General features: G+C 62.1%; 20 protein-coding genes. 8 read left to right on the plus strand and 12 right to left on the minus strand.

Features of this window, described 5'->3' with window-relative positions; genetic code table 11:
- The first annotated feature begins 110 nt into the window (after positions 1–110).
- The 7 genes from RPG13_RS03815 to msrB all read left to right on the plus strand — a co-directional run bounded on the left by RPG13_RS03815 (position 111) and on the right by msrB (position 4701).
- Positions 111–974: a LysR family transcriptional regulator gene (locus RPG13_RS03815; RefSeq protein ID WP_127205685.1), complete on the plus strand. Its 864-nt coding sequence runs from the start codon at positions 111–113 to the stop codon at positions 972–974.
- A gap of 66 nt (positions 975–1040) precedes the next feature.
- The gene (locus RPG13_RS03820; RefSeq protein ID WP_292503621.1) at positions 1041–1487 is read left to right on the plus strand and encodes a GNAT family N-acetyltransferase; all 447 of its coding nucleotides are present in this window, start codon (positions 1041–1043) and stop codon (positions 1485–1487) included.
- 62 nt (positions 1488–1549) lie between these two features.
- Entirely contained in the window at positions 1550–1744 is a 195-nt protein-coding gene (locus RPG13_RS03825; RefSeq protein ID WP_126104508.1) for a type II toxin-antitoxin system HicA family toxin, read from the plus strand.
- 9 nt (positions 1745–1753) lie between these two features.
- Positions 1754–2158, plus strand: coding sequence for a type II toxin-antitoxin system HicB family antitoxin (locus RPG13_RS03830; protein ID WP_206637182.1), 405 nt, complete (start codon positions 1754–1756; stop codon positions 2156–2158).
- Between the two features lie 9 nt (positions 2159–2167).
- Positions 2168–3358, plus strand: a complete 1191-nt coding sequence (locus tag RPG13_RS03835) for a vWA domain-containing protein (protein ID WP_337124455.1) — start codon at positions 2168–2170, stop codon at positions 3356–3358.
- A 32-nt stretch (positions 3359–3390) separates the two neighbouring features.
- Positions 3391–4188, plus strand: a complete 798-nt coding sequence (locus tag RPG13_RS03840; protein ID WP_337124456.1) for an MBL fold metallo-hydrolase — start codon at positions 3391–3393, stop codon at positions 4186–4188.
- A 108-nt stretch (positions 4189–4296) separates the two neighbouring features.
- Positions 4297–4701 carry a peptide-methionine (R)-S-oxide reductase MsrB gene (gene msrB, locus RPG13_RS03845; protein ID WP_095487465.1) on the plus strand — a complete coding sequence of 135 codons (405 nt, stop codon included), beginning with the start codon at positions 4297–4299 and terminating at the stop codon, positions 4699–4701.
- Between the two features lie 30 nt (positions 4702–4731).
- Here the strand turns inward: msrB and RPG13_RS03850 are convergent, their stop codons facing one another.
- The gene (locus RPG13_RS03850) at positions 4732–5070 is read right to left on the minus strand and encodes a hypothetical protein (RefSeq protein ID WP_126104504.1); all 339 of its coding nucleotides are present in this window, start codon (positions 5068–5070) and stop codon (positions 4732–4734) included.
- A 216-nt stretch (positions 5071–5286) separates the two neighbouring features.
- On the opposite strand from RPG13_RS03850, the gene RPG13_RS03855 reads away from it, so the two are divergent.
- Positions 5287–5796 carry an arsenate reductase ArsC gene (locus RPG13_RS03855; protein ID WP_337124457.1) on the plus strand — a complete coding sequence of 170 codons (510 nt, stop codon included), beginning with the start codon at positions 5287–5289 and terminating at the stop codon, positions 5794–5796.
- 26 nt (positions 5797–5822) lie between these two features.
- Here the strand turns inward: RPG13_RS03855 and RPG13_RS03860 are convergent, their stop codons facing one another.
- The 11 genes from RPG13_RS03860 to RPG13_RS03910 all read right to left on the minus strand — a co-directional run bounded on the left by RPG13_RS03860 (position 5823) and on the right by RPG13_RS03910 (position 19560).
- On the minus strand, positions 5823–6278 hold the full coding sequence (locus RPG13_RS03860; RefSeq protein ID WP_292646931.1) for a hypothetical protein: 456 nt from the start codon (positions 6276–6278) through the stop codon (positions 5823–5825).
- 51 nt (positions 6279–6329) lie between these two features.
- Positions 6330–6590, minus strand: a complete 261-nt coding sequence (locus RPG13_RS03865) for a DUF2312 domain-containing protein (protein ID WP_023800031.1) — start codon at positions 6588–6590, stop codon at positions 6330–6332.
- A gap of 272 nt (positions 6591–6862) precedes the next feature.
- Complete coding sequence (pyc, locus tag RPG13_RS03870) at positions 6863–10321, minus strand: pyruvate carboxylase (RefSeq protein ID WP_292723246.1); 3459 nt, start codon at positions 10319–10321, stop codon at positions 6863–6865.
- A gap of 234 nt (positions 10322–10555) precedes the next feature.
- Positions 10556–11674 (minus strand): branched-chain amino acid ABC transporter substrate-binding protein, encoded by a 1119-nt coding sequence (locus RPG13_RS03875; protein WP_095487475.1) that lies wholly within the window; start codon positions 11672–11674, stop codon positions 10556–10558.
- Between the two features lie 139 nt (positions 11675–11813).
- Entirely contained in the window at positions 11814–12161 is a 348-nt protein-coding gene (locus tag RPG13_RS03880) for a DUF6867 family protein (protein WP_126104501.1), read from the minus strand.
- 17 nt (positions 12162–12178) lie between these two features.
- The gene (locus tag RPG13_RS03885; protein ID WP_126107320.1) at positions 12179–12907 is read right to left on the minus strand and encodes an ABC transporter ATP-binding protein; all 729 of its coding nucleotides are present in this window, start codon (positions 12905–12907) and stop codon (positions 12179–12181) included.
- Entirely contained in the window at positions 12907–14349 is a 1443-nt protein-coding gene (locus tag RPG13_RS03890; RefSeq protein ID WP_442921327.1) for an ATP-binding cassette domain-containing protein, read from the minus strand. Before RPG13_RS03890 ends, RPG13_RS03885 begins: the two co-directional genes overlap by 1 nt.
- A 20-nt stretch (positions 14350–14369) precedes the next feature.
- Positions 14370–15965, minus strand: coding sequence for a high-affinity branched-chain amino acid ABC transporter permease LivM (gene livM, locus RPG13_RS03895; protein ID WP_127205693.1), 1596 nt, complete (start codon positions 15963–15965; stop codon positions 14370–14372).
- A 4-nt stretch (positions 15966–15969) separates the two neighbouring features.
- On the minus strand, positions 15970–16872 hold the full coding sequence (locus tag RPG13_RS03900; protein WP_127288361.1) for a branched-chain amino acid ABC transporter permease: 903 nt from the start codon (positions 16870–16872) through the stop codon (positions 15970–15972).
- A gap of 336 nt (positions 16873–17208) precedes the next feature.
- Positions 17209–18210, minus strand: a complete 1002-nt coding sequence (locus RPG13_RS03905) for a 4-hydroxyproline epimerase (protein ID WP_292724648.1) — start codon at positions 18208–18210, stop codon at positions 17209–17211.
- 12 nt (positions 18211–18222) lie between these two features.
- Positions 18223–19560: an NAD(P)/FAD-dependent oxidoreductase gene (locus RPG13_RS03910; RefSeq protein ID WP_292724650.1), complete on the minus strand. Its 1338-nt coding sequence runs from the start codon at positions 19558–19560 to the stop codon at positions 18223–18225.
- Positions 19561–19584 lie beyond the last annotated feature (24 nt).

Here is a 19584-nt window from a genome sequence, read left to right on the forward strand (position 1 = left end):
GGGGCTGCGAGCGGCGCCCTTAACTGCGGCCGACATGACATAGACGAGCCTTGACTATGAAAAAAGGCTATGCGTTTCTATTTCAGAAATGACAAAATGGAATGATCGCGATGACCAGCCTTGATGTCGACGCCGTGCGCACCTTCGTCATGGTGGCCGACCTGCAGAGTTTCACCCGGGCGGCTGCCGCGATGGGGAGCACCCAGGCGACGATCAGCGTCAAGCTGCGCCGGCTCGAAGAAAAGCTCGGCGCGCGTTTGATCGAACGGACTCCGCGCCGTGTGGCTCTATCGGCAAGGGGAGCGGTCTTCCTTCCCGCGGCCCGTGAATTTCTTGCCGCCCATGAACGCGCCGTCGCGGAATTTTCCGCAGCGCCGTGTCGGCTTGCTCTCGGTTTTGTCGATCATGTCGCGGGGCCTAAGCTTTCCACGCTGATAGCCCAGCTTCATGCCCATGATCCGTCGCTCGCGCTCAACATAAGGATCGACACCAGCTCCATGCTGGAAGGAGCTTTCGATCGCGGCGAGCTCGACGCTGTGATCGTGCACCAGGAAGATGACATCCGACGCGGCGAAGCCCTGTCGCGCACCCACTATGGCTGGTTCGCGGCCCCTGCCTTCGAATGGCGGCCCGGAACGCCATTGCGCCTGGCCCTTTTGAGCACCGTATGCAATTGCCCAGACCGCCTGAGGGCGGTCGAGGCGCTGGATAGGGCAGGTATCGCCTGGAGTGAGGCTTTCGTGGGCGGTGGCGGCGCGGCCGTCAACATCGCGGTATCGGCCGGCTTCGCCATTTCCGCCCTCGCCCACCGTGTCGTTCCCCCCGGCCTTGTCGACGTGGGCCGCAAACTCGGCTTGCCGCCAATTCCGTCTTCGGAGATCGTTTTGCACTCGCACGCTTTGGCGCCGCGGGCACGAGAGGCGCTGCGCATGCTCGCGACCGCTTTTCGCGAGTATAATTTGCCGGCGGGATAGGCAAAGATATTCGTGATGCCGATTCTATTGGGATGGATCGGGTTGCAGACCTCAGAGAGAAATGAAATGACCGAGATCACCGTCCGCCCACTTGCACAATCTGACCATGCCGACTGGCAGCGTCTGTGGACCGCCTACCTCACCTTTTACGAAACCAAGCTGCCGGAGGACGTCTACGCCCTCACCTGGAAGCGCCTGTTCACGGCAGGCGAGTTCGAGCCGAAAGGTTTCATCGCCACCCTCGACGGCAAGGCGGTCGGTTTGACGCACTATCTCTACCATCGCTCCTGCTGGTCCCAGGTAAACAACTGCTATCTCCAGGACCTGTTCGCCGACCCGGATGTGCGCGGCAAGGGCGTCGGCGCCGCCTTGATCGAGGCGGTGAAGCAGGAAGCCGGCAAGATCGGCGTCAAGAACGTCTACTGGATGACGCACGAGACCAACACCACCGCGCGCAAGCTCTACGACCACGTGGCGCGGCGCACGGGCTTCATCGAATATGATTTGATGTGATGGCTGCCGACGATTGAAACAGCTGCTGTTGCGCAATATATTGCGCATGATCAGGACTGCCCGTGCCACTGATCGAGACCAACACACGCAAGATCGTCACGAGGCTTTTACGCGATGGCTGGGTGAACGTAGGCGGCGGCAAGCATGAGAAGTATGAGCATCCGGAGAGGCCGGAGATCATGATCATCGTGCCGCGGCATCGCGAACAATCTCTGGGTGTCGCGCGGTCGATCGCCCGGCTTGCTGGATGGATTTAGGGACGAATCATGATGCACTATGTCGGAATTCTTGACGGCGCAGATGATGTCTGGGGGGTGCGGGTGCCCGATCTTCCCGGGTGTCACGGCGGTGGCGCAAGTCCCGAGGAGGCGATAGCCGATGCGACTTCCGCCGTTCGCGAATGGGCCGAGGCACGAATGGCGAAGCACTTGCCCTTGCCCGCCGCGCGCACGGTGGCAGATCTGCTCCGACTGGGCGAAATCGATAGCGCTGCCGGCGAATCTGCCGTGATGATCCCCGTGCTGATCGATTCCGGCCGGCCTGTCCGGGCCAATCTGTCGCTCGACGCAGGCCTTTTGGCGGCAATCGATGCCGAAGCGAGCCGACGCGGCCTCACGCGTTCCGCTTTCATCGCCAGCGCCGCACGGGAGAAGATCGAAGGTCACAGATAAAGTCGTACGATGTTTATCCCCTTCTTCCTCGAACTGAAAGCCGCGCGGGTTCCCGTCTCGCTTCGGGAATATCTGTCGCTGCTGGAAGGGCTGGAGGCGGGGCTGGTCGACTATGACGTCGAGGGTTTTTACTATCTCGCCCGCTCCGCACTGGTGAAGGACGAGCGCCACATCGACCGTTTCGATCAGGTCTTTTCGCATATCTTCAAGGGGGTCGAAGCGCTGGCTGGCGAAAACGCGGTCGACGTCGAGAATATTCGGGAGGAATGGCTGCGGCGGCTTGCCGAAAAGCACCTGACCGACGAGGAGAAAAAGCTGGTCGAGGCGCTCGGCGGTTTCGAAAAGCTGATGGAAACGCTGAAGAAACGGCTGGAGGAACAGAAGGGCCGTCACCAAGGCGGTTCGAAATGGATCGGCACCGGCGGCACCTCGCCTTTCGGCGCCTATGGCTACAATCCCGAAGGGGTTCGCATCGGCCAACATGAGAGCCGCAACCGCCGCGCGGTGAAAGTCTGGGACAAGCGCGAATTCAGGAATTTCGACGATACCGTCGAGCTCGGCACCCGCAATATAAAGATCGCGCTGAAGCGCTTGCGCCGCTGGGTGCGCGAAGGCGCCGAGGAGGAGTTCGACCTGCCCGGCACCATCCACGCCACGGCCGAGCATGGCTATCTCGACGTGCAGACACGGCCCGAGCGGCGCAATGCCGTGAAGCTGCTGATGTTCTTCGATGTCGGCGGCTCGATGGACGATCACATCAAAAGCGTCGAAGAGCTGTTTTCGGCTGCCCGCGCCGAATTCCGCCAGCTCGAATACTTCTACTTCCACAACTGCCTTTACGAAGGCGTCTGGAAGGACAATCGCCGCCGCCATGCGGAGGTGATCCCGACCTTCGACCTCCTCCACAAATACGGCCCGGACTACAAGGTGATCGTCGTCGGCGATGCCTCGATGAGCCCCTATGAGATCGCGCATCCCGGCGGCTCGGTCGAGCATTGGAATCCGGAAGCCGGCGTCGTCTGGCTCAACCGCCTGCTGCAGCAATGGCCAAACGCGGTATGGCTCAACCCGGAAAATGAGAAACACTGGGGCTATACTCATTCGATCGCCATGATCCGCGATATCTTCGGCGGCCGCATGTTTCCGCTGACGCTTGCCGGGCTCGAAGCCGCGACGAAACAGCTTTCAAGGAAGCACTGAGTGGATTTTCGGAACGCAAGACAGGAAGGCCGATGACCTGTTTCCTTTGCCTGCAGTGTGGCGTCCAATTCGCGGCGACAGCCGCGCCGCCGGACCATTGCCCGATCTGCGAGGACGAGCGGCAATATGTGCGCTGGGAGGGCCAGGCCTGGATCACGCCGGAGGAACTCGCTGCCGGGCATCGGATCGTGATGAAAGACGACGCCGGCGCGCTCGCCTTCGGCATCGAGCCGCGCTTCGCCATCGGTCAGCGGGCGCTGCTGGCGCAAACGCCGCACGGCAATTTGCTGTGGGACTGCATCTCGATGGTCAATGACGAGGCGGTGGCCGAAATCAACCGACGGGGCGGCCTGACCGCGATCGCCATTTCGCACTGCCATTATTATTCGGCAATGGTCGAGTGGAGCGAAGCGTTTGGCGGCGTGCCGATCTACCTGCACGCCGATGATCGCAAGTGGATCATGCGGCCGCATCCGGCTGTTATCAGTTGGGAAGGCGAGACGCGCGCCCTAAACCCCTCGCTGACACTTATCCGTTGCGGCGGCCACTTTGCCGGCGGCCAGGTGCTGCACTGGAAGCGCGACGGCGGCGACGCCATCCTGGCCGGCGACATCTTGCAGGTGACGCCTACGCGCCGCCATGTCAGCTTCATGTACAGCTACCCGAACTACATCCCGCTCAATGCGGCGAAAGTGCTCGGCATCAAGGCCGCGCTGGAGCCTTTCGCGTTCGACCATATCTATGGCGCATGGTGGAACCAGAACGTCCTCGGAGACGCAAAGGCGGCATTTGCAGCGTCGGTTGCGCGGTATCTCGCGGCGATCGCCTGAGGAATTCTTCGCGGCATCGAAAATATGGGCAAACGCCGTAACGAATGCCTATTTTAGGCGAACTTGGGAAGGCAACCCAAATAGCGGCATGAGCTAAGAGGCAAAAAGATGGATAGCCATACCTACCCAGTCACCCGTACCGATGCCGAATGGCGCGCGCGCCTGTCGCCAGAGCAATATGCGGTGATGCGCAACCACGGCACCGAGCGGCCAGGCAGTTGCGCCTTGCTCCACGAGAAGCGCGCCGGCACCTTTTCCTGTGTCGGCTGCGACCAGCCCTTGTTCGAGTCCAAGCTGAAATTCGAGAGCGGCACCGGCTGGCCGAGCTTCAACGACCCGGTGCCCGGTTCGGTCGAGACGACCGTCGACCGCAGCTACGGCATGGTCCGCACAGAATGCCACTGCGCTCGCTGCGGCAGCCATCTCGGCCACGTCTTCGAGGACGGTCCGCCGCCGACCGGCCTGCGCTATTGCATCAATGGCGTCGCGCTGAAATTCGAGCCGGCTGCCTGACTGGAATTCGACGTTGGCAGCACTGTCCTGTCAGACCACCACCACCAGTATCAGCCACAGCACAGCCCCCAGCGTCATCAGCGAAGCCTTGATGCTGGGGGATTTCTCGGCGGTCCGCCACACCGCAAAAGTCAGAAAGAAGTTGTACGGCACCGGCGCGAAATGCACCGCCAGAACGAGAGCGAGCGGCAGCTTTAGCCCGAGCAGGATCAGCGCCAGCACCGACACTGCGATGTTGATCGCCGTGCCGACAAGGACAAGATCGCGCCAGAACAGCCGATCGAGCGGGGCCGTGCCTTGCCAGCGCGAGCGGAAGAAGCCCAGAGCGCGGCTTGCCTCACCGCCTTCGCCTTCGAAGGGAGCACTCATCGGCGCGGCCTTCTCTCTTTCGACAGCCGCAGAAATGTCGAACGCAGCAAGCCTGTCAACGCAAGTCGATCATCGGCACGCAAGCATATGATTTGACAGATTGTCATCAAACGGTCGTGAAACCTTTCTACGTCGCCCTTGCCGGCATCTTGGCAGAGATAAATTGCCGGAATCTGCCGCCCCCATCATCCAGTCGCCTGTCAAGGAGGTCTTGAGATGAGCGATAATGTCTACAACGTGCTGTTTCTTTGCAACGCCAATTCGGCGCGATCCATTATGGCCGAAGCCATCCTCAATCGGCTCGGTGCCGGCAGGTTCAAGGCCTTTTCCGCCGGCTCGCAGCCGAAGGGCAAGGTCAATCCCTACGCACTGCAGCTGCTCGAAAGCCTCAACTACGATACGAGCTTTGCCCGTTCGAAAGGCTGGGACGAGTTCGCCGAGCCCGACGCGCCGGAGATGCACTTCATCTTCACGCTTTGCGACAGCACCGCGAACGAATCCTGTCCGATCTGGCCGGGTCATCCGATGACCGCACTCTGGTCGATACCGGACCCAGCCAAAGCAGACGGCACCGAAGCCGAACTGCACCTTGCCTTTGCCGATGCCTATCGCATGCTCAACAACCGCATCTCGCTGTTCACCAATCTGCCGATGGGTGCGCTCGACCATCTGGCGCTGCAACAGCATATCGATGCGATCGGCCGCGACACGCCGAAGCCGAACTAGCTCAAGCGGCCAACAGGCAGGTGAAGTCACGAACCGGCTGCGCCATCGTCTCCCAGAACCTCGGCTACGGCGCATTCGAAACGCGATGCTTCCGTCACCAGCCAGTCGGCCATGGCCGGCCAATTGTCCTCGGCAAAACAGTTCACCCGCCACATCGAATTGATACCGAGGCCCTCGCAACTCTGTTCCGGCCTGAGTTTCAATCTGCCTTCGATCGCCGGCTGGAACGGCTTCAACCGCGACCAGGCTTGCGTGGCACCGAACTTCTCGTTGCGGCCGAAGAAGACGCCGACATGGTTCTGCGCCGGCGCGACATACATGGAAAGGACCAAGGCGAAGTCGGGCAGCCCGCGCTGCCAGAACCAGGGTCCGCGCCGCGCCATCAGAGCCCTTTCTTCCGGATGCCGTTCCGAAAACAGCGTCCAGAAGCCGCGTTGGCGGAATTCAGAGGCGCGGCGGACGCCAAAGTCGAATTCGCTCATGCTTCGACCCATTGAGGGTGCCGCAACCGGCGCCCAGGGCTGTTACCAGCCTTACACCATGCCGAGCGCGGCTTTGTAGAGGTCGAGGATAGTTTCCTCCTCTTGCCGCTCGGCCTGATCCTTCTTACGCAGCCGGATGATCGACCGCATCGCCTTGGTGTCGAAGCCGGTGCCCTTGGCCTCGGCGAACACTTCCTTGATGTCGTCGGCGATCGTCTTCTTCTCTTCTTCGAGCCGCTCGATGCGCTCGATGAAGGCACGCAGCTGGCCGGCGGCAACAGTCTGGCTGGTCTCGGTGATGTCGTCGGCCATTTTTTTCTCCGCGTCGTTTTCCATGCCGCGACTCAGGAACGTGTCGCGGCGAATTTGCAGCGGTTCGATGCCCGACCGGGGGCGACCGGTCAAGCTGTTATCGATGCGGCATGAAGGGTTAGGCACACCCCAAGGTGTGTTGAGATTCAGGTCAGGCCGAGCCGAAAACGGTGGCTGCCGAGAACCGGAGCGGAGCGTACTTAAGTACGTGAGCACCGGAAGCGCAGGCAGCTGGCGTTTGCAGGCCGGCATCACCTGAATATCAACGCACCTTACCCGAAGGCGATCAGCAAATCTTTGGCGTCGATCTGGTCGCCGGCCTTCACCAGCACTTCGGCGATTGTGCCGTCACGCTCGGCATGCAATGCCGTCTCCATCTTCATCGCCTCGATCGACAGCAGCACGTCGCCGGCCTTGACCGCCTGGCCGGCGGCGACGGCAAGTGCCGAGACCACGCCCGGCATCGGCGCGCCGACATGCGCCTCGTTACCCGGCTCGGCCTTGCGCCGCGCCTTGGCGGCGGAAGCACCATGCGCGCGATCCGGCACTTTGATCCGGCGCGGCTGGCCGTTGAGCTCGAAGAACACGGTGACCATGCCTTTCTCGTCGACATCGCCGATGGCCAGGCAGCGCACCACCAGAGTCTTGCCTTTCTCGATGTCGACAAAGATCTCGTCTTCCGGCTTCATGCCGTAGAAATAGGTCGGCGTCGGCAGCACGCTGACCGGCCCGTAGGTTTCCTGGGCTGCGGCAAAGTCGGAAAAAACCTTCGGGTACATCAGCCACGAGGCGAATTCGAATTCGCTAAGCTTGCGCTCGAGCTTCTCCTCGATCTCCTTGCGGCTGGCCTTGAGATTGGCTGCTTTCAACAGCGAGCCAGGTCGCACAGTGATCGGCTTACCGCCCTTCAGCACCTTCTTCTGCAGCGCCTCCGGCCAGCCGCCGGGCGACTGGCCGAGATCGCCGCGCAGCATCGACACGACCGAATCCGGGAAGGCGATATCCCTGGCTGGATTTTCGACATCGGCGACCGTCAGGTCCTGACTTACCATCATCAGCGCCATGTCGCCGACAACCTTGGACGACGGCGTCACCTTGACGATGTCACCGAACATCAGATTGACGTCGTGATAGGTCTGCGCCACTTCGTGCCAGCGCGTCTCCAGCCCGAGCGAGCGCGCCTGTTCCTTGAGATTGGTGAATTGCCCGCCTGGCATTTCGTGCAGGTAGACTTCCGAGGCCGGCCCCTTCAGGTCGCTCTCGAAGGCTGCATACTGGTTGCGCACCGCCTCCCAGTAGAACGAGATGTTCCTAATCCATTGCGGGTCGAGGCCCGGATCTCGCTCGGTGCCCTTCAGCGCCTCGACGATCGAGCCCAGGCAAGGCTGCGAGGTGTTGCCCGATAAGGAGTCCATCGCCGCGTCAATGGCGTCGACACCGCTGTCCACCGCCGCCAGCACCGTCGCCGCCGACAGGCCTGACGTGTCGTGCGTGTGGAAGTGGATCGGCAGATCGGTCGCCTCGCGCAGCGCCTTGAACAGTGCGCGCGCCGCCGTCGGCTTCAAGAGCCCGGCCATGTCCTTGACCGCGATGATATGGGCGCCGGCCGCCTGCAACTCCCTGGTCAGCGCGACATAGTATTTGAGGTCGTATTTGGCTCGCGCCGGGTCGAGTATGTCGCCGGTGTAGCAGATCGCCGCTTCGATCAGCTTGCCCTCGGCGCCGACCGCGTCCATGGCGACACGCATGTTGTCGACCCAGTTCAAACAGTCGAAGACGCGGAACAGGTCGATGCCGCCGGCGGCGGCCTGTTTAACGAAGTGCTGGACGACATTGTCGGGATAGTTGGTGTAGCCAACGCCGTTGGCGCCGCGCAAAAGCATTTGCAGCAACAAATTGGGCGCTGCCTCGCGCACCAGTGACAGCCGTTCCCACGGGTCTTCGGTGAGGAAGCGCATGGCGACGTCGAAGGTCGCCCCGCCCCAGCATTCGAGAGACAAAAGCTGCGGCAGCGCGCGCGCATAGGTGCCGGCAATGCCGGCGATGTCATATGTGCGCACGCGCGTCGCGAGCAGGGATTGGTGTCCGTCGCGCATCGTCGTGTCGGTGACCAGCACCTCTTTCTGTGCGCGCATCCAAGCCGCAAATTTCTCCGGCCCCAGCGCGTCGAGCTTCTGCTTGCTGCCGTCAGGCACATTGCCGTTGAGATAGGGAACCATGGGTGCGGCCGCATCGGCCTTCGGCTGCGGCCGGCCGCGCGTCTCGGGATGGCCGTTGACGCTGACATCGGCCAGGTAGTTGAGCAACTTGGTCGCGCGGTCCTGCCGCTTCACGCTCGCGAACAGTTCCGGCGTCGTATCGATGAACTTGGTCGTGTAGGAATTGTCGGCGAAACTCGGGTGATTGATGATCGCCTCGAGGAAGGTGAGGTTGGTCGCCACGCCGCGGATACGGAACTCACGCAGAGCCCGGTTCATGCGGGCGATGGTCTCGGCCGGCGTCGGCGCCCAGGCCGTCACCTTCTCCAGCAACGGGTCGTAGAAGCGGGTGATGACCGCGCCAGAATAAGCGGTGCCGCCGTCGAGGCGGATGCCAAAACCGGTGGCGCCGCGGTAGGCGGTGATGCGGCCATAGTCGGGAATGAAATTGTGCTCGGGATCTTCCGTGGTGATGCGGCACTGCAGCGCGTGGCCGTTGAGCCTGATATCCTTCTGCGCTGGCACGCCCGATTCCGGCGTGCCGATGGCGAAACCATCGAGGATGTGAATCTGCGCCTTGACGATGTCGATGCCGGTCACCTGCTCGGTGACGGTGTGCTCCACCTGGATACGCGGATTGACCTCGATGAAGTAGAATTTGCCGGTGTCGGCATCCTGCAGGAACTCGACGGTGCCGGCCCCGACATAGCTCGTCTCGCGGGCGATCTTCAGCGCGTAATCGCAAAGCTCTTCGCGCCGCGACATTTCGAGGTACGGCGCCGGCGCGCGCTCGACCACCTTCTGGTTGCGGCGCTGGATGGAACAATCGCGCTCGAACAGGTGCACGGCATTGCCGTGTGTGTCGCCCAGCACCTGCACCTCGACATGGCGGGCACGCTCGATCAGCTTTTCGAGATAGACCTCGTCCTTGCCGAAGGCGGCTTTCGCTTCGCGCTTGCCCTCCGTCACTTCGCGGGCGAGGTCGGTTTCCGAGCGGATGGCGCGCATGCCGCGGCCGCCGCCGCCCCACGATGCTTTCAGCATCACCGGATAGCCGATCGTCTTGGCGAGTGCCTTCACCGCCGCCATGTCGTCCGGCAACGGCTCGGTGGCGGGAACCACCGGCACGCCAACCTCGACGGCCAGGTTGCGCGCGGCGACCTTGTTGCCGAGCCTGCGCATCGTATCCGGCTTGGGTCCAATGAAAATGATGCCGGCCTTGGCGCAGGCTTCGGCGAACTCGGGGCTTTCCGACAACAGCCCGTAGCCCGGATGGATGGCATCGGCGCCCGAAAGCCTGGCGACGCGGATCACCTCCTCGATCGACAGATAGCTTTCGATCGGTCCCATATCCCTGGTCAGATGCGGCCCGCGCCCGACCTGGTAGCTTTCGTCGGCCTTGAAGCGGTGCAGCGAGTATTTGTCCTCCTCGGCCCAGATCGCCACGGTTTTGAGGCCGAGCTCGTTGGCCGCGCGGAAGACGCGGATGGCGATTTCGGACCGGTTGGCGACAAGGATTTTCGTGATTGCCAAGGACAAGGCTCCGGACGCTGACGGGAAGGAAACTGGCGCCATGATTAACGCGAAAATGTTGCAGCGCAAACAAAATCGGGCGGCGATTAAACCGATTTAAATCGATTCTTTTTGCTCTGAGCGCCGCGTGTTCCCTCGAATGCGCAAAGGACGCTTTAACAACGGGTAACACATCAAACGAAAAATGCCCGGCGCGAGGCGCCGGGCATTCCGGAATTGTCGTCGTCGACAGGCTTACATTTTCTGGATGTAGGTGTACTTGCCGTCGTCGCCCTTCTTCCATTCGTACATGACGTAGCCAGGCAGCGTCGGATCGCCCTTCGCGTCATAGGAAAGATCGCCCAGCACCGTCTTGAACGGGCCATTCGCCTTGAGAGCCTTGGCAACTTCCATCGGATCGTTCGACTTGGCGGCTGTGGCGGCTCCCGCGATAGCCTGCATGGCGGCGTAGGAGTAGAGCGTGTAGGCCTCCGGCTCGAAGCCCTGCGCACGGAACTTCTCGACGAGTTCCTTGTTCGCCGGGATCAGACGCGGATCCGGGCCGAACGTGTTCAGCGTGCCCGCAACCGCGTCGCCCGCGATCGAGGCCAGTTCGTTCGACACGATGCCGTCGCCGGAAACCAGCGTGGCCTTGAGGCCCTGGTCAGCCACCTGGCGGATGATCAGGCCGGCTTCGGTGTGCAGACCACCCCAATAGATGATGGAAACGCCGGCTTGCTTCATCTTGGCGATCAGCGCCGAGAAGTCCTTGTCGCCGACATTGACGCCTTCGTACATGACTTCCGTCACGCCGGCAGCGTTCATCGCCTTCTTGGTTTCGTCGGCAAGACCTTGACCGTAAGTCGTCTTGTCGTGGATGACCGCGATCTTGGCATCCTTGAAGTTCGACGCGAGGTAAGCGCCGGCGATGCTGCCCTGCTGGTCGTCACGTCCGCAGGTGCGAAACGTGTTCCACATGCCGCGTTCGGTGAACTTCGGATTGGTCGCGGCCGGCGTGATCTCGAGGATACCGTTTTCCGCGTAGACTTCCGATGCCGGGATCGAAACGCCCGAGTTGAAGTGGCCGACCACGAACTTGACGCCGTCGCCGACGAACTTGTTGGCGACCGAGATGCCCTGCTTCGGATCGGAGACGTCGTCGCCGACCGTGAGCTTGATCTGCTCGCCGTTGATGCCGCCGGCCGCATTGATGTCGGCGACAGCCTGTTCGGCGCCCTTCTGCAGCTGCGCGCCGAAAGCGGCATTCGGACCGGTGATCGGACCGGCCACGCCGACCAGGATGTCAGCCCACGCGCTTCCGCTGAACGCGACGAGCGCGGTCAGGGCGACGGCGGACAAAAGTGATTTTCTCATGTAAAACGCTCCCATTTACAGAGTGGGCGTGGATGATGCTTTCATGCGATGCCCACTTTTACTCGCAGAAAACGTACTTTGCCGATTTTCAGGCACTTGTCACGCCGATTCATCCCCGAAACGGCGTTAATGATGAACATCAACCTTTTGGTTTCCAACTCAAAAGCGATGCTCTTTCGTAGAGCCAGCTATACTGTGTCACCATCTGATTGGTGCGCGTGTATTGATAGCCGATGAAGCCCAATATCATCAGGACGATGGTATCGACGATGTAGTACTGCAGCGAGAACATCGTGCCGTCGAACAGCGCGTGATGGATGAACCTTACGGCGATGCCGAGGCCGAGCATGTAAGCGAACAACTGGACGAAGCTGCGCCATGTCTGGGCGCAGGCCTTGCCCGTCATCCAGGCCGCCCAGCCGCCAAGCAGGCAGGTGACGAAGAAGAACTGCCAGACCGAGGGTTCCTCATAGAGAATGCCCTGCATGATGAAGACTCCTGAACTCAGTGATGGCCGCCTTCGAGATAGGCGGCACGCACGTCCGGATCGGCGAGCAGCTCCTTGCCGGTGCCGCTCATCGTCACATTGCCGTTGACCATGACATAGCCCCGCGTGGCGAGCTTCAGCGCGCCGAAGGCGTTCTGCTCGACCAGGAACACGGTCAGCCCCTGCGTGCGGTTCAACTCGCGGATGGCGTCGAAGATCTGCTTGACGATCAGCGGCGCCAGGCCCAGCGACGGCTCGTCGAGCAGGAGCAGCTTCGGCCGCGCCATCAGCGCGCGCGCGATCGACAGCATCTGCTGCTCGCCGCCCGACAGCGTGCCGCCGCGCTGGGCAATGCGTTCCTTCAGGCGCGGAAACAGCGTGAACACCTTCTCGGCGTCCTCGTCGTAATGCTGGAGGTTGTCGAGGCTGGCGCCCATCTGCAGGTTTTCCATCACCGTCATGCGCGGGAAGATGCGCCGGCCCTCCGGCGACTGGGCGATGCGCATGCGCGCGATCTCATGGGTCGGCAGCTGGGTGATGTCGGTGCCGGCGAAGGTGATGGTACCTGCCCGCGCCCGTGGAGCACCAAAAATGGTCATCATCAGCGTCGACTTGCCGGCGCCGTTGGCGCCGATCAGCGCCACGATCTCGCCCTGCTTGACGGTGACATCGACGCCGTTCAGCGCCCTGATGTTGCCGTAGTAGGTCTGGACACCCCTAATATCGAGCAGCGTTGTGCCGGCCATCACTTGCGCCCCCCCCGCTTGCCCGTCGCAGGCGTTGCAGAGACATGGCTTGTCTCCACCTTCCCAGCATCGACGCGGCGCGAAAATTCCGTCTCCTTGCCAGCGGCAAGAAGCTTGGCCTGGCCAACCCAGTCCTCGCGCGCAATGCGCCCGTCGAAGGCCAGATAGGCTTCGACGGCCACGACGTCGGCCTTCTTCCATGCCGCGATCTGGTCGAAATGGAAGATGCCGTGCTGGTTGAGCTTCTTCTCATTGACCGTGCCGATGCCCTTGATGCGGGTCAGATTGTCGGCCTTGCCGCCACGCGGTGCTGTGAGCCGATTCGAAACGCCCGCGGCCTTTGATTTGGCCGGTGCCTTGGTGGCTGGCTTTGCTGCGGCAGAAGATTTCGCGCTGGGTTTGGCTGCGGCAGGCTTCGAGCTTGGCTTGCTTGCTGCGGCACTCGACCTTGCATCGAGCTGCCCGGCTTTCGAGGCGCCCTTGGAAACCGTGACGCGTTCGCCTTCGCTATGGCCGACCGTGTCGGTTACCGGCCCGGCGAGATACGAAGATGATGTGCCCGGCCCGTGCGCCGAATCCGGGCCCGTATCCAGTTGCTCGATGACGTCTTCGTCGCCGACCTCCGTCAGCACAGTCTCAACTTCCTCGTCTTCGACCCCGAGATAAGCGGCTATGACACGCGGGTCGGTGCGTACCGCGTGCGGACTGCCGTCCGAGATCTTGCGCCCGTATTCGAGCACCACGACATGGTCGGAAATCTGCATGACCACCGCCATGTCGTGCTCGATCAGCAAGATTGAGGTGCCGGTGTTGTCTTTGATGTCCATCAGGAGTTCATTGAGCGCCATCGATTCCTTCGGATTGAGGCCGGCGGCCGGTTCGTCGAGGCAGAGCAGCTCCGGACCCGTGCACATGGCCCGCGCGATCTCCAGGCGCCGTTGCGCGCCGTAGGGCAGGTCGCCGGCCGGATCGTCGGCTCGGTCGACGAGATCGGCCTTTTCCAGCCAGTGCCTAGCCAGGTCGATCGACTCGGCCGACGCTGTCCGGTAGCCGGCGAAGCCGAACAGGCCGAGGATGGTGTAGCCGGATGCCTTCATCAGCTTGTTGTGCTGCGCCACCAGCAGGTTCTCCAGCAGCGTCATGCCCGAGAACAGACGAATATTCTGGAAAGTGCGCGCCACCTTGGCGCGCGCCGGGATCTCATGATTCGGCAGGCGTTCAAGCAGATAGCTCGAGCCGTCGCGCCGATTGAGCGTGAGCATGCCTTCCGACGGCTTGTAGAAACCGGTGATGCAGTTGAACACGGTGGTCTTGCCGGCGCCGTTCGGCCCGATCAGCGCGGTGATCTCGCCGCGCTTGGCCTGGAAGGTCAGGTCGCCGATGGCAACGAGACCGCCGAACTTCATCGACAGATGCTCGACCTGCAGGATGGCATCGTTCATGGATAGGCTCGCATCACTCATCAGCCGTGGCCTTCCTTGGTGAAGGAGCCGGATACGGCCCTGCTCTCCTTGAGGAAGGCTGTCGGCTCACGGCTGCCGACGAAGCCGCGCGGCTTCCAAACCATGACGATGACCATGGCTATACCGAACAGCAGCATGCGGTAGAGTTCCGGGGTGAAATCTGGACCGAAGACCTGCTTCAGGAAATCGAGTTCGCGCAGCGCCTCGGTGCCGCCGATCATCACCATGGCGGCGACGGCGATGCCGACCAGCGAGCCCATGCCGCCGAGCACGACGATGGCGAGGATGATCGCCGATTCCAGGAAGATGAAGGATTCCGGGCTGACGAAACCTTGCCGCGCGGCGAAGAACGAGCCGGCGAAGCCGCCGAACATGGCGCCGGTGGCAAAGGCGGTGAGCTTGGTGGTGGTGGTGTTGATGCCGAGCGAGCGGCAGGCGATCTCGTCCTCTCGCAGCGCTTCCCAGGCGCGGCCGACGGGCATGCGCCTGAGCCTTATAGTGACGAAGGCGGTGAGCAGGCAGAGCCCGAGGATCAGGTAGTAGAGGAAGATCTTGTAGTAGGCGCCCGACTGGGCGATGTCGAGCACCTTGGCGATATAGTTTTCGTCCGCGACGTTGAACGACATCAGCCCGAAGAAAGAGACCTTCGGGATACCGGAAATACCGGCCGAGCCGTTGGTGACCTCGCGCCAGTTGATCAGCACGAGACGAATGATCTCGCCGAAGGCCAGCGTCACAATCGCCAGATAGTCGCCGCGCAGGCGCAGCACCGGAAAGCCCAAAAGCACGCCCCAGAAGGCGGCCATGGCCCCGGCGGCCGGCAGCAGGATCCAGAACGACAGACCAAAATGCGTGCCGAGCAGCGCATAGGCATAGGCGCCGACGGCGTAGAACGCGACATAGCCGAGGTCGAGCAAGCCGGCGAGGCCAACGACGATATTCAGCCCCCACGCCAGCATCACATAGATCAGGATCTGGATGCCGAAATTGTCGACCCATTTCAGCGAGCCCTGAAAGCCGCCCACCATCGATCCGCTGTACACCGCAAGCACCAGCACGACGACGACAGGATAAATCGCCAGTGCGGCGATGCCCAATGCCGAGAAGTGGGCATGGATGAAGCTGCGGAAATAGAACAGCACCGAGGCGAGGGCATAGATGATCGCCAGCGCTCGCGCGAACCGTGCGTAACCGGCAAGACCCGGCCCCAGCAAATCATCGAGGGAGCCGGCCAGAAGAGCAAGCACGGCAACAATCACGATGGCCGCGATGAAATACGGCAACCGGAAGAACCGCGTCGCCGCGCTCTCCGGCAACAGGCCGGTGGCGATGTCGACGACCTTCTGGCTGGCCAGGAAGGGTTGGCCATAGGCGACATAGACAAAGCGCCCGACCATGGTCAGCACAACCACGGTAAAGAGAAGCCACCAGCGCTGTACGAGGATCAGTTCGTTCGAGATGTTCTGATCGGTCCTCAGGCCGATGAACAGCACGAACAGGCCGAGCGCGATGGCGCCGGCATAAAGCGCCTCGCGCGTGGCGCGTTGCATAGGGGTGGCGACGATGTCGCGCTCCGGAGATACGGTATCGGCCATGATCTCAGACCTTTTCGACTTCTGGCCGGCCCAGAATGCCGGAAGGCAGGAAGATCAGCACGATCGCCAGGATGGAGAAGGCGGCGACGTCCTTGTAGTCGATCGAGAAATAGGCCGACCACATGCTCTCGATGAAGCCGATCATCAGCCCACCGAGCACGGCGCCGGGCAGCGAGCCGATGCCGCCGAGCACGGCCGCAGTGAACGCCTTCACGCCGGGCGTGAAGCCGTCGGAGAACGCGATGACGCCGTAATACATCAGGAATAGCGTGCCGGCGACGGCGGCAAGGGCCGCGCCCATGACGAAGGTGATCGAGATGGTGCGGTCGACGTCGATACCGAGCAACGCCGCCATTTTGCGGTCCTGTTCGCACGCTCTTTGCGCTCGACCAAGCGACGTCTTGTTGACCAGGTACCAGAACAGCGCCAGCAGCAGCGCGGTGACGATGACGATGATAATCTGCTTCAGCGATACGCTGATGCCCTCGATATTGTAGACCTTGGACACCATCGGCGGGATCGGCTTGTTGCGCGGGCCTTGCGTCACCTGGACGAAGTTCGACAGCGCGATCGACATGCCGATCGCTGTGATCAGCGGCGCCAGCCGGAACGAGCCGCGCAAGGGCCGGTAGGCCACCTTCTCGATCGTCCAGTTATACAGGCTGGTCAGCAGCATCGCGACGATCATCATGATCAAGAGCGCGATCACCACCGGCACCGAGTAGAACAACGCACCGAGGATGAGGAAAACGATGAGGGCGGTGAAGGCGCCGATCATGAAGATGTCGCCATGGGCGAAATTGATCATGCCGATGATACCGTAGACCATCGTATAGCCGATCGCTATCAGTCCATAGATCGATCCCAGCGTCAGCCCATTGATAAGCTGCTGGACAAAATACTGCATGCTGTCGTGGCTCCCCTGGAATGTCGCCCATGCAGACGCATTCCTTTTCGTATTTCCCCTAGTCGTAAAGTTTCGAGCCCGGATTGCAACGTCATTTTTTAATCGTCATGCGTGATTTTGAAGCACGCCACTCAGATTGCCCGTTCTTTCCCTTCCGGCCTCTGGACTATCGCGGACCCTATCATTGGCATAACGCAATGTCTTTGACGATTCGGCGTCAAAATGCACGTCGTTTCGAAGGAATCGCCGTCAAAATAAGTTGATGAGCGGGATCGTTGCGCCGCCGACGCAGTCGATCTTTGCGTTCCGTTCGTTTCCCTTGGGTTAGGATCCTCTCTATTTGACGACGAATCCGTGCGCGAACGGATCACGGTCGTCGATGAAGATCGTGTTCAATCCGGTCATGCGCGCCCAGCCGCCGATCGAGGGAATGATCGCCGGCTTGCCTGCCACCGTGACTTCCTTCTCGACCCTGCCCTTGAACAGCGAGCCGATGATCGATTCATGGACGAAATCGTCGCCGGCCCTAAGCTTGCCCTTGGCGTGAAGCTGCGCCATCCGCGCCGAGGTGCCGGTGCCGCAAGGCGAGCGGTCGATCGCCTTGTCGCCGTAGAAGACGGCGTTGCGCGCATCCGCCTGGCTGTCGGTCGGGGCACCCGTCCACAGCATATGCGACAGCCGGTCGATGCCGGGATTCTCGGGATGCACGAAAGAGTACTTCTCGTTGAGCCGCTGCCGCACCACCGGGCTCCAGGCGATGAGGTCGCCGGCGGAATGCTCGGCCATGTCGCGATAGTTCTTCTGCGGCTCGACGATGGCGTAGAAATTGCCGCCATAGGCGACATCGACACTGATCTCGCCGAGTTGCGGACATTCGACCGTCAGACCCTCGGCATAGAGGAAGGACGGCACGTTGGTGATGCGCACCTCCTCGACATAGTCGCCGACCTGTTTGTACTCGGCGGTGACCAGGCCGGCCGGCGTGTCCAGCCTGAGCAAACCCGGCGTCTTCGGCTTGATCAGCCCGTGCTCGATGGCCATCGTCACCGTGCCGATGGTGCCGTGACCACACATTGGCAGGCAGCCCGAGGTTTCGATGAACAGTATGGCGATGTCGCAATCGGGCCTCGTCGGCGGATAGAGGATCGAGCCGGACATCACGTCATGGCCGCGCGGCTCGAACATCAGCCCGGTGCGGATCCAGTCATATTCGGCCAGGAAATGCGCGCGCCGCTCCATCATCGTCGCGCCCTGGAGCAGCGGTCCGCCGCCGGCGACAAGCCGCACGGGATTGCCGCAGGTGTGACCGTCGATGCAGAAGAAGGAGTGGCGCGCCATTTCTAGATCCCGTCAGAAGCGGTTCGGAGAAAACGGAGAAAGATCAAACACCGGATATTGGCCGAGAATGAGATCGCGGATCAAGCGTCCGGTGGCAGCCGCCTGGGTCAGGCCGAGATGGCCGTGGCCGAAGGCATAGACAATCGTGCCGGCCTGCCTGGCGGCACCGATCACCGGCAGCGAATCCGGCAGCGACGGCCGGAACCCCATCCATTCGCGGCCACCGGCCGGATCGAGCCCCGGCAGGAAGCTTTTGGCCTTTTCGAGCAGCGCTTTCGAGCGGGCGTAGTTGGGCGGCCGCTTAATGCCGCCGAGCTCGACCGCACCGCCGACGCGCACACCGGTTTCAAGCGGCGTGACGACGAAGCCATGGCCGGAGAAGATCAGCTGCCGCTTCACGTCGAAGGCGGTCTTCGGCAGCGTCGTGTTGTAGCCGCGCTCGGTTTCGAGCGGGATGCGGTCGCCGAGATGTTTCGCCAGGAGATGCGACCACGCGCCGGCAGCGATGACGAGGCATTTTGCTTGCCGCGCCGTGCCGTCGGCCAGCGTCAATGTCGCGCCGTCCTGCCCCGCTTCGACCCGGTCGATCCGCGCTCTTTCGAAACGCGCACCCTTAGTCTCGGCATAGGCCCAGATCGCCTTGCCCAATAATTTCGGGTCCGTAACGGTCTTCCATCCCGGCACGAAAGTACCCTTGACGAAGCGCGGCGACAGGCCCGGCTGCAAGGCGGCGAGAGCATCGCCTTCGACATGGCTGAAGCCGATGCCGAAGCGCTGCCTGGCCGCCCAGCCGGGCAGCGACGCCTTGAACTCGGCCTCGCTCTCGTAAAGTTCGAGCGAGCCGTCCTCGCGCAGCATGTTTCCGGTGCCCGAGCGCGCCATCAGCCCGACCCATTCGGCCTCGGCGAGCCGCATCATGCCGGCCTGCGCCGCGAGGCTGGCCTCGTAGCGGTCGCTTCGCCCGGCGCGCCAGAAGCGGACAAGCCAGGGCAACAGCTTCGGCAGGTAGGCGGGCGGGATGCTGAGCGGGCCGAGCGGATCGGCAAGCCATTTTGGCAGATGCCTGATCATGCCCTTGTGGGCCAGCGGCAGCACGTCGGAAAAGGCCAAGGCGGCGGCATTGCCGGAACTCGTCTCCTCGCAGATCCCCGTCCGATCGAAGATCGTGACGTTTCGCCCTGCCTCGGCCAGATAGGCGGCGACACAGACGCCGATGATGCCGCCGCCGATAATGGCGATGTCTTCCCCTTTTCCCCGTTCACGGGGAGAAGGTGCTCGAAGGGCGGATGAGGGGCGGCTCCCCGCTTTTGCCGACTTGGAAATTCCTTGCACGTGGGCGCTGCCCCTCATCTGGCTGCCGCCATCTTCTCCCGT

This window comes from Mesorhizobium sp. ISC15 (assembly GCF_037162615.1).
Lineage (GTDB): Bacteria > Pseudomonadota > Alphaproteobacteria > Rhizobiales > Rhizobiaceae > Mesorhizobium > Mesorhizobium mediterraneum.

Coding starts and splice junctions, on each gene's coding strand:
- RPG13_RS03815 (WP_127205685.1), top strand. CDS start 111: ATGACCAGCCTTGATGTCGACGCCGTGCGCACCTTCGTCATGGTGGCC.
- RPG13_RS03820 (WP_292503621.1), top strand. CDS start 1,041: ATGACCGAGATCACCGTCCGCCCACTTGCACAATCTGACCATGCCGAC.
- RPG13_RS03830 (WP_206637182.1), top strand. CDS start 1,754: ATGATGCACTATGTCGGAATTCTTGACGGCGCAGATGATGTCTGGGGG.
- RPG13_RS03835 (WP_337124455.1), top strand. CDS start 2,168: ATGTTTATCCCCTTCTTCCTCGAACTGAAAGCCGCGCGGGTTCCCGTC.
- RPG13_RS03840 (WP_337124456.1), top strand. CDS start 3,391: ATGACCTGTTTCCTTTGCCTGCAGTGTGGCGTCCAATTCGCGGCGACA.
- msrB (WP_095487465.1), top strand. CDS start 4,297: ATGGATAGCCATACCTACCCAGTCACCCGTACCGATGCCGAATGGCGC.
- RPG13_RS03850 (WP_126104504.1), bottom strand. CDS start 5,070: ATGAGTGCTCCCTTCGAAGGCGAAGGCGGTGAGGCAAGCCGCGCTCTG.
- RPG13_RS03855 (WP_337124457.1), top strand. CDS start 5,287: ATGAGCGATAATGTCTACAACGTGCTGTTTCTTTGCAACGCCAATTCG.
- RPG13_RS03860 (WP_292646931.1), bottom strand. CDS start 6,278: ATGAGCGAATTCGACTTTGGCGTCCGCCGCGCCTCTGAATTCCGCCAA.
- RPG13_RS03865 (WP_023800031.1), bottom strand. CDS start 6,590: ATGGCCGACGACATCACCGAGACCAGCCAGACTGTTGCCGCCGGCCAG.
- RPG13_RS03875 (WP_095487475.1), bottom strand. CDS start 11,674: ATGAGAAAATCACTTTTGTCCGCCGTCGCCCTGACCGCGCTCGTCGCG.
- RPG13_RS03880 (WP_126104501.1), bottom strand. CDS start 12,161: ATGCAGGGCATTCTCTATGAGGAACCCTCGGTCTGGCAGTTCTTCTTC.
- RPG13_RS03885 (WP_126107320.1), bottom strand. CDS start 12,907: ATGGCCGGCACAACGCTGCTCGATATTAGGGGTGTCCAGACCTACTAC.
- RPG13_RS03890 (WP_442921327.1), bottom strand. CDS start 14,349: ATGAACGATGCCATCCTGCAGGTCGAGCATCTGTCGATGAAGTTCGGC.
- livM (WP_127205693.1), bottom strand. CDS start 15,965: ATGGCCGATACCGTATCTCCGGAGCGCGACATCGTCGCCACCCCTATG.
- RPG13_RS03900 (WP_127288361.1), bottom strand. CDS start 16,872: ATGCAGTATTTTGTCCAGCAGCTTATCAATGGGCTGACGCTGGGATCG.
- RPG13_RS03905 (WP_292724648.1), bottom strand. CDS start 18,210: ATGGCGCGCCACTCCTTCTTCTGCATCGACGGTCACACCTGCGGCAAT.
- RPG13_RS03910 (WP_292724650.1), bottom strand. CDS start 19,560: ATGAGGGGCAGCGCCCACGTGCAAGGAATTTCCAAGTCGGCAAAAGCG.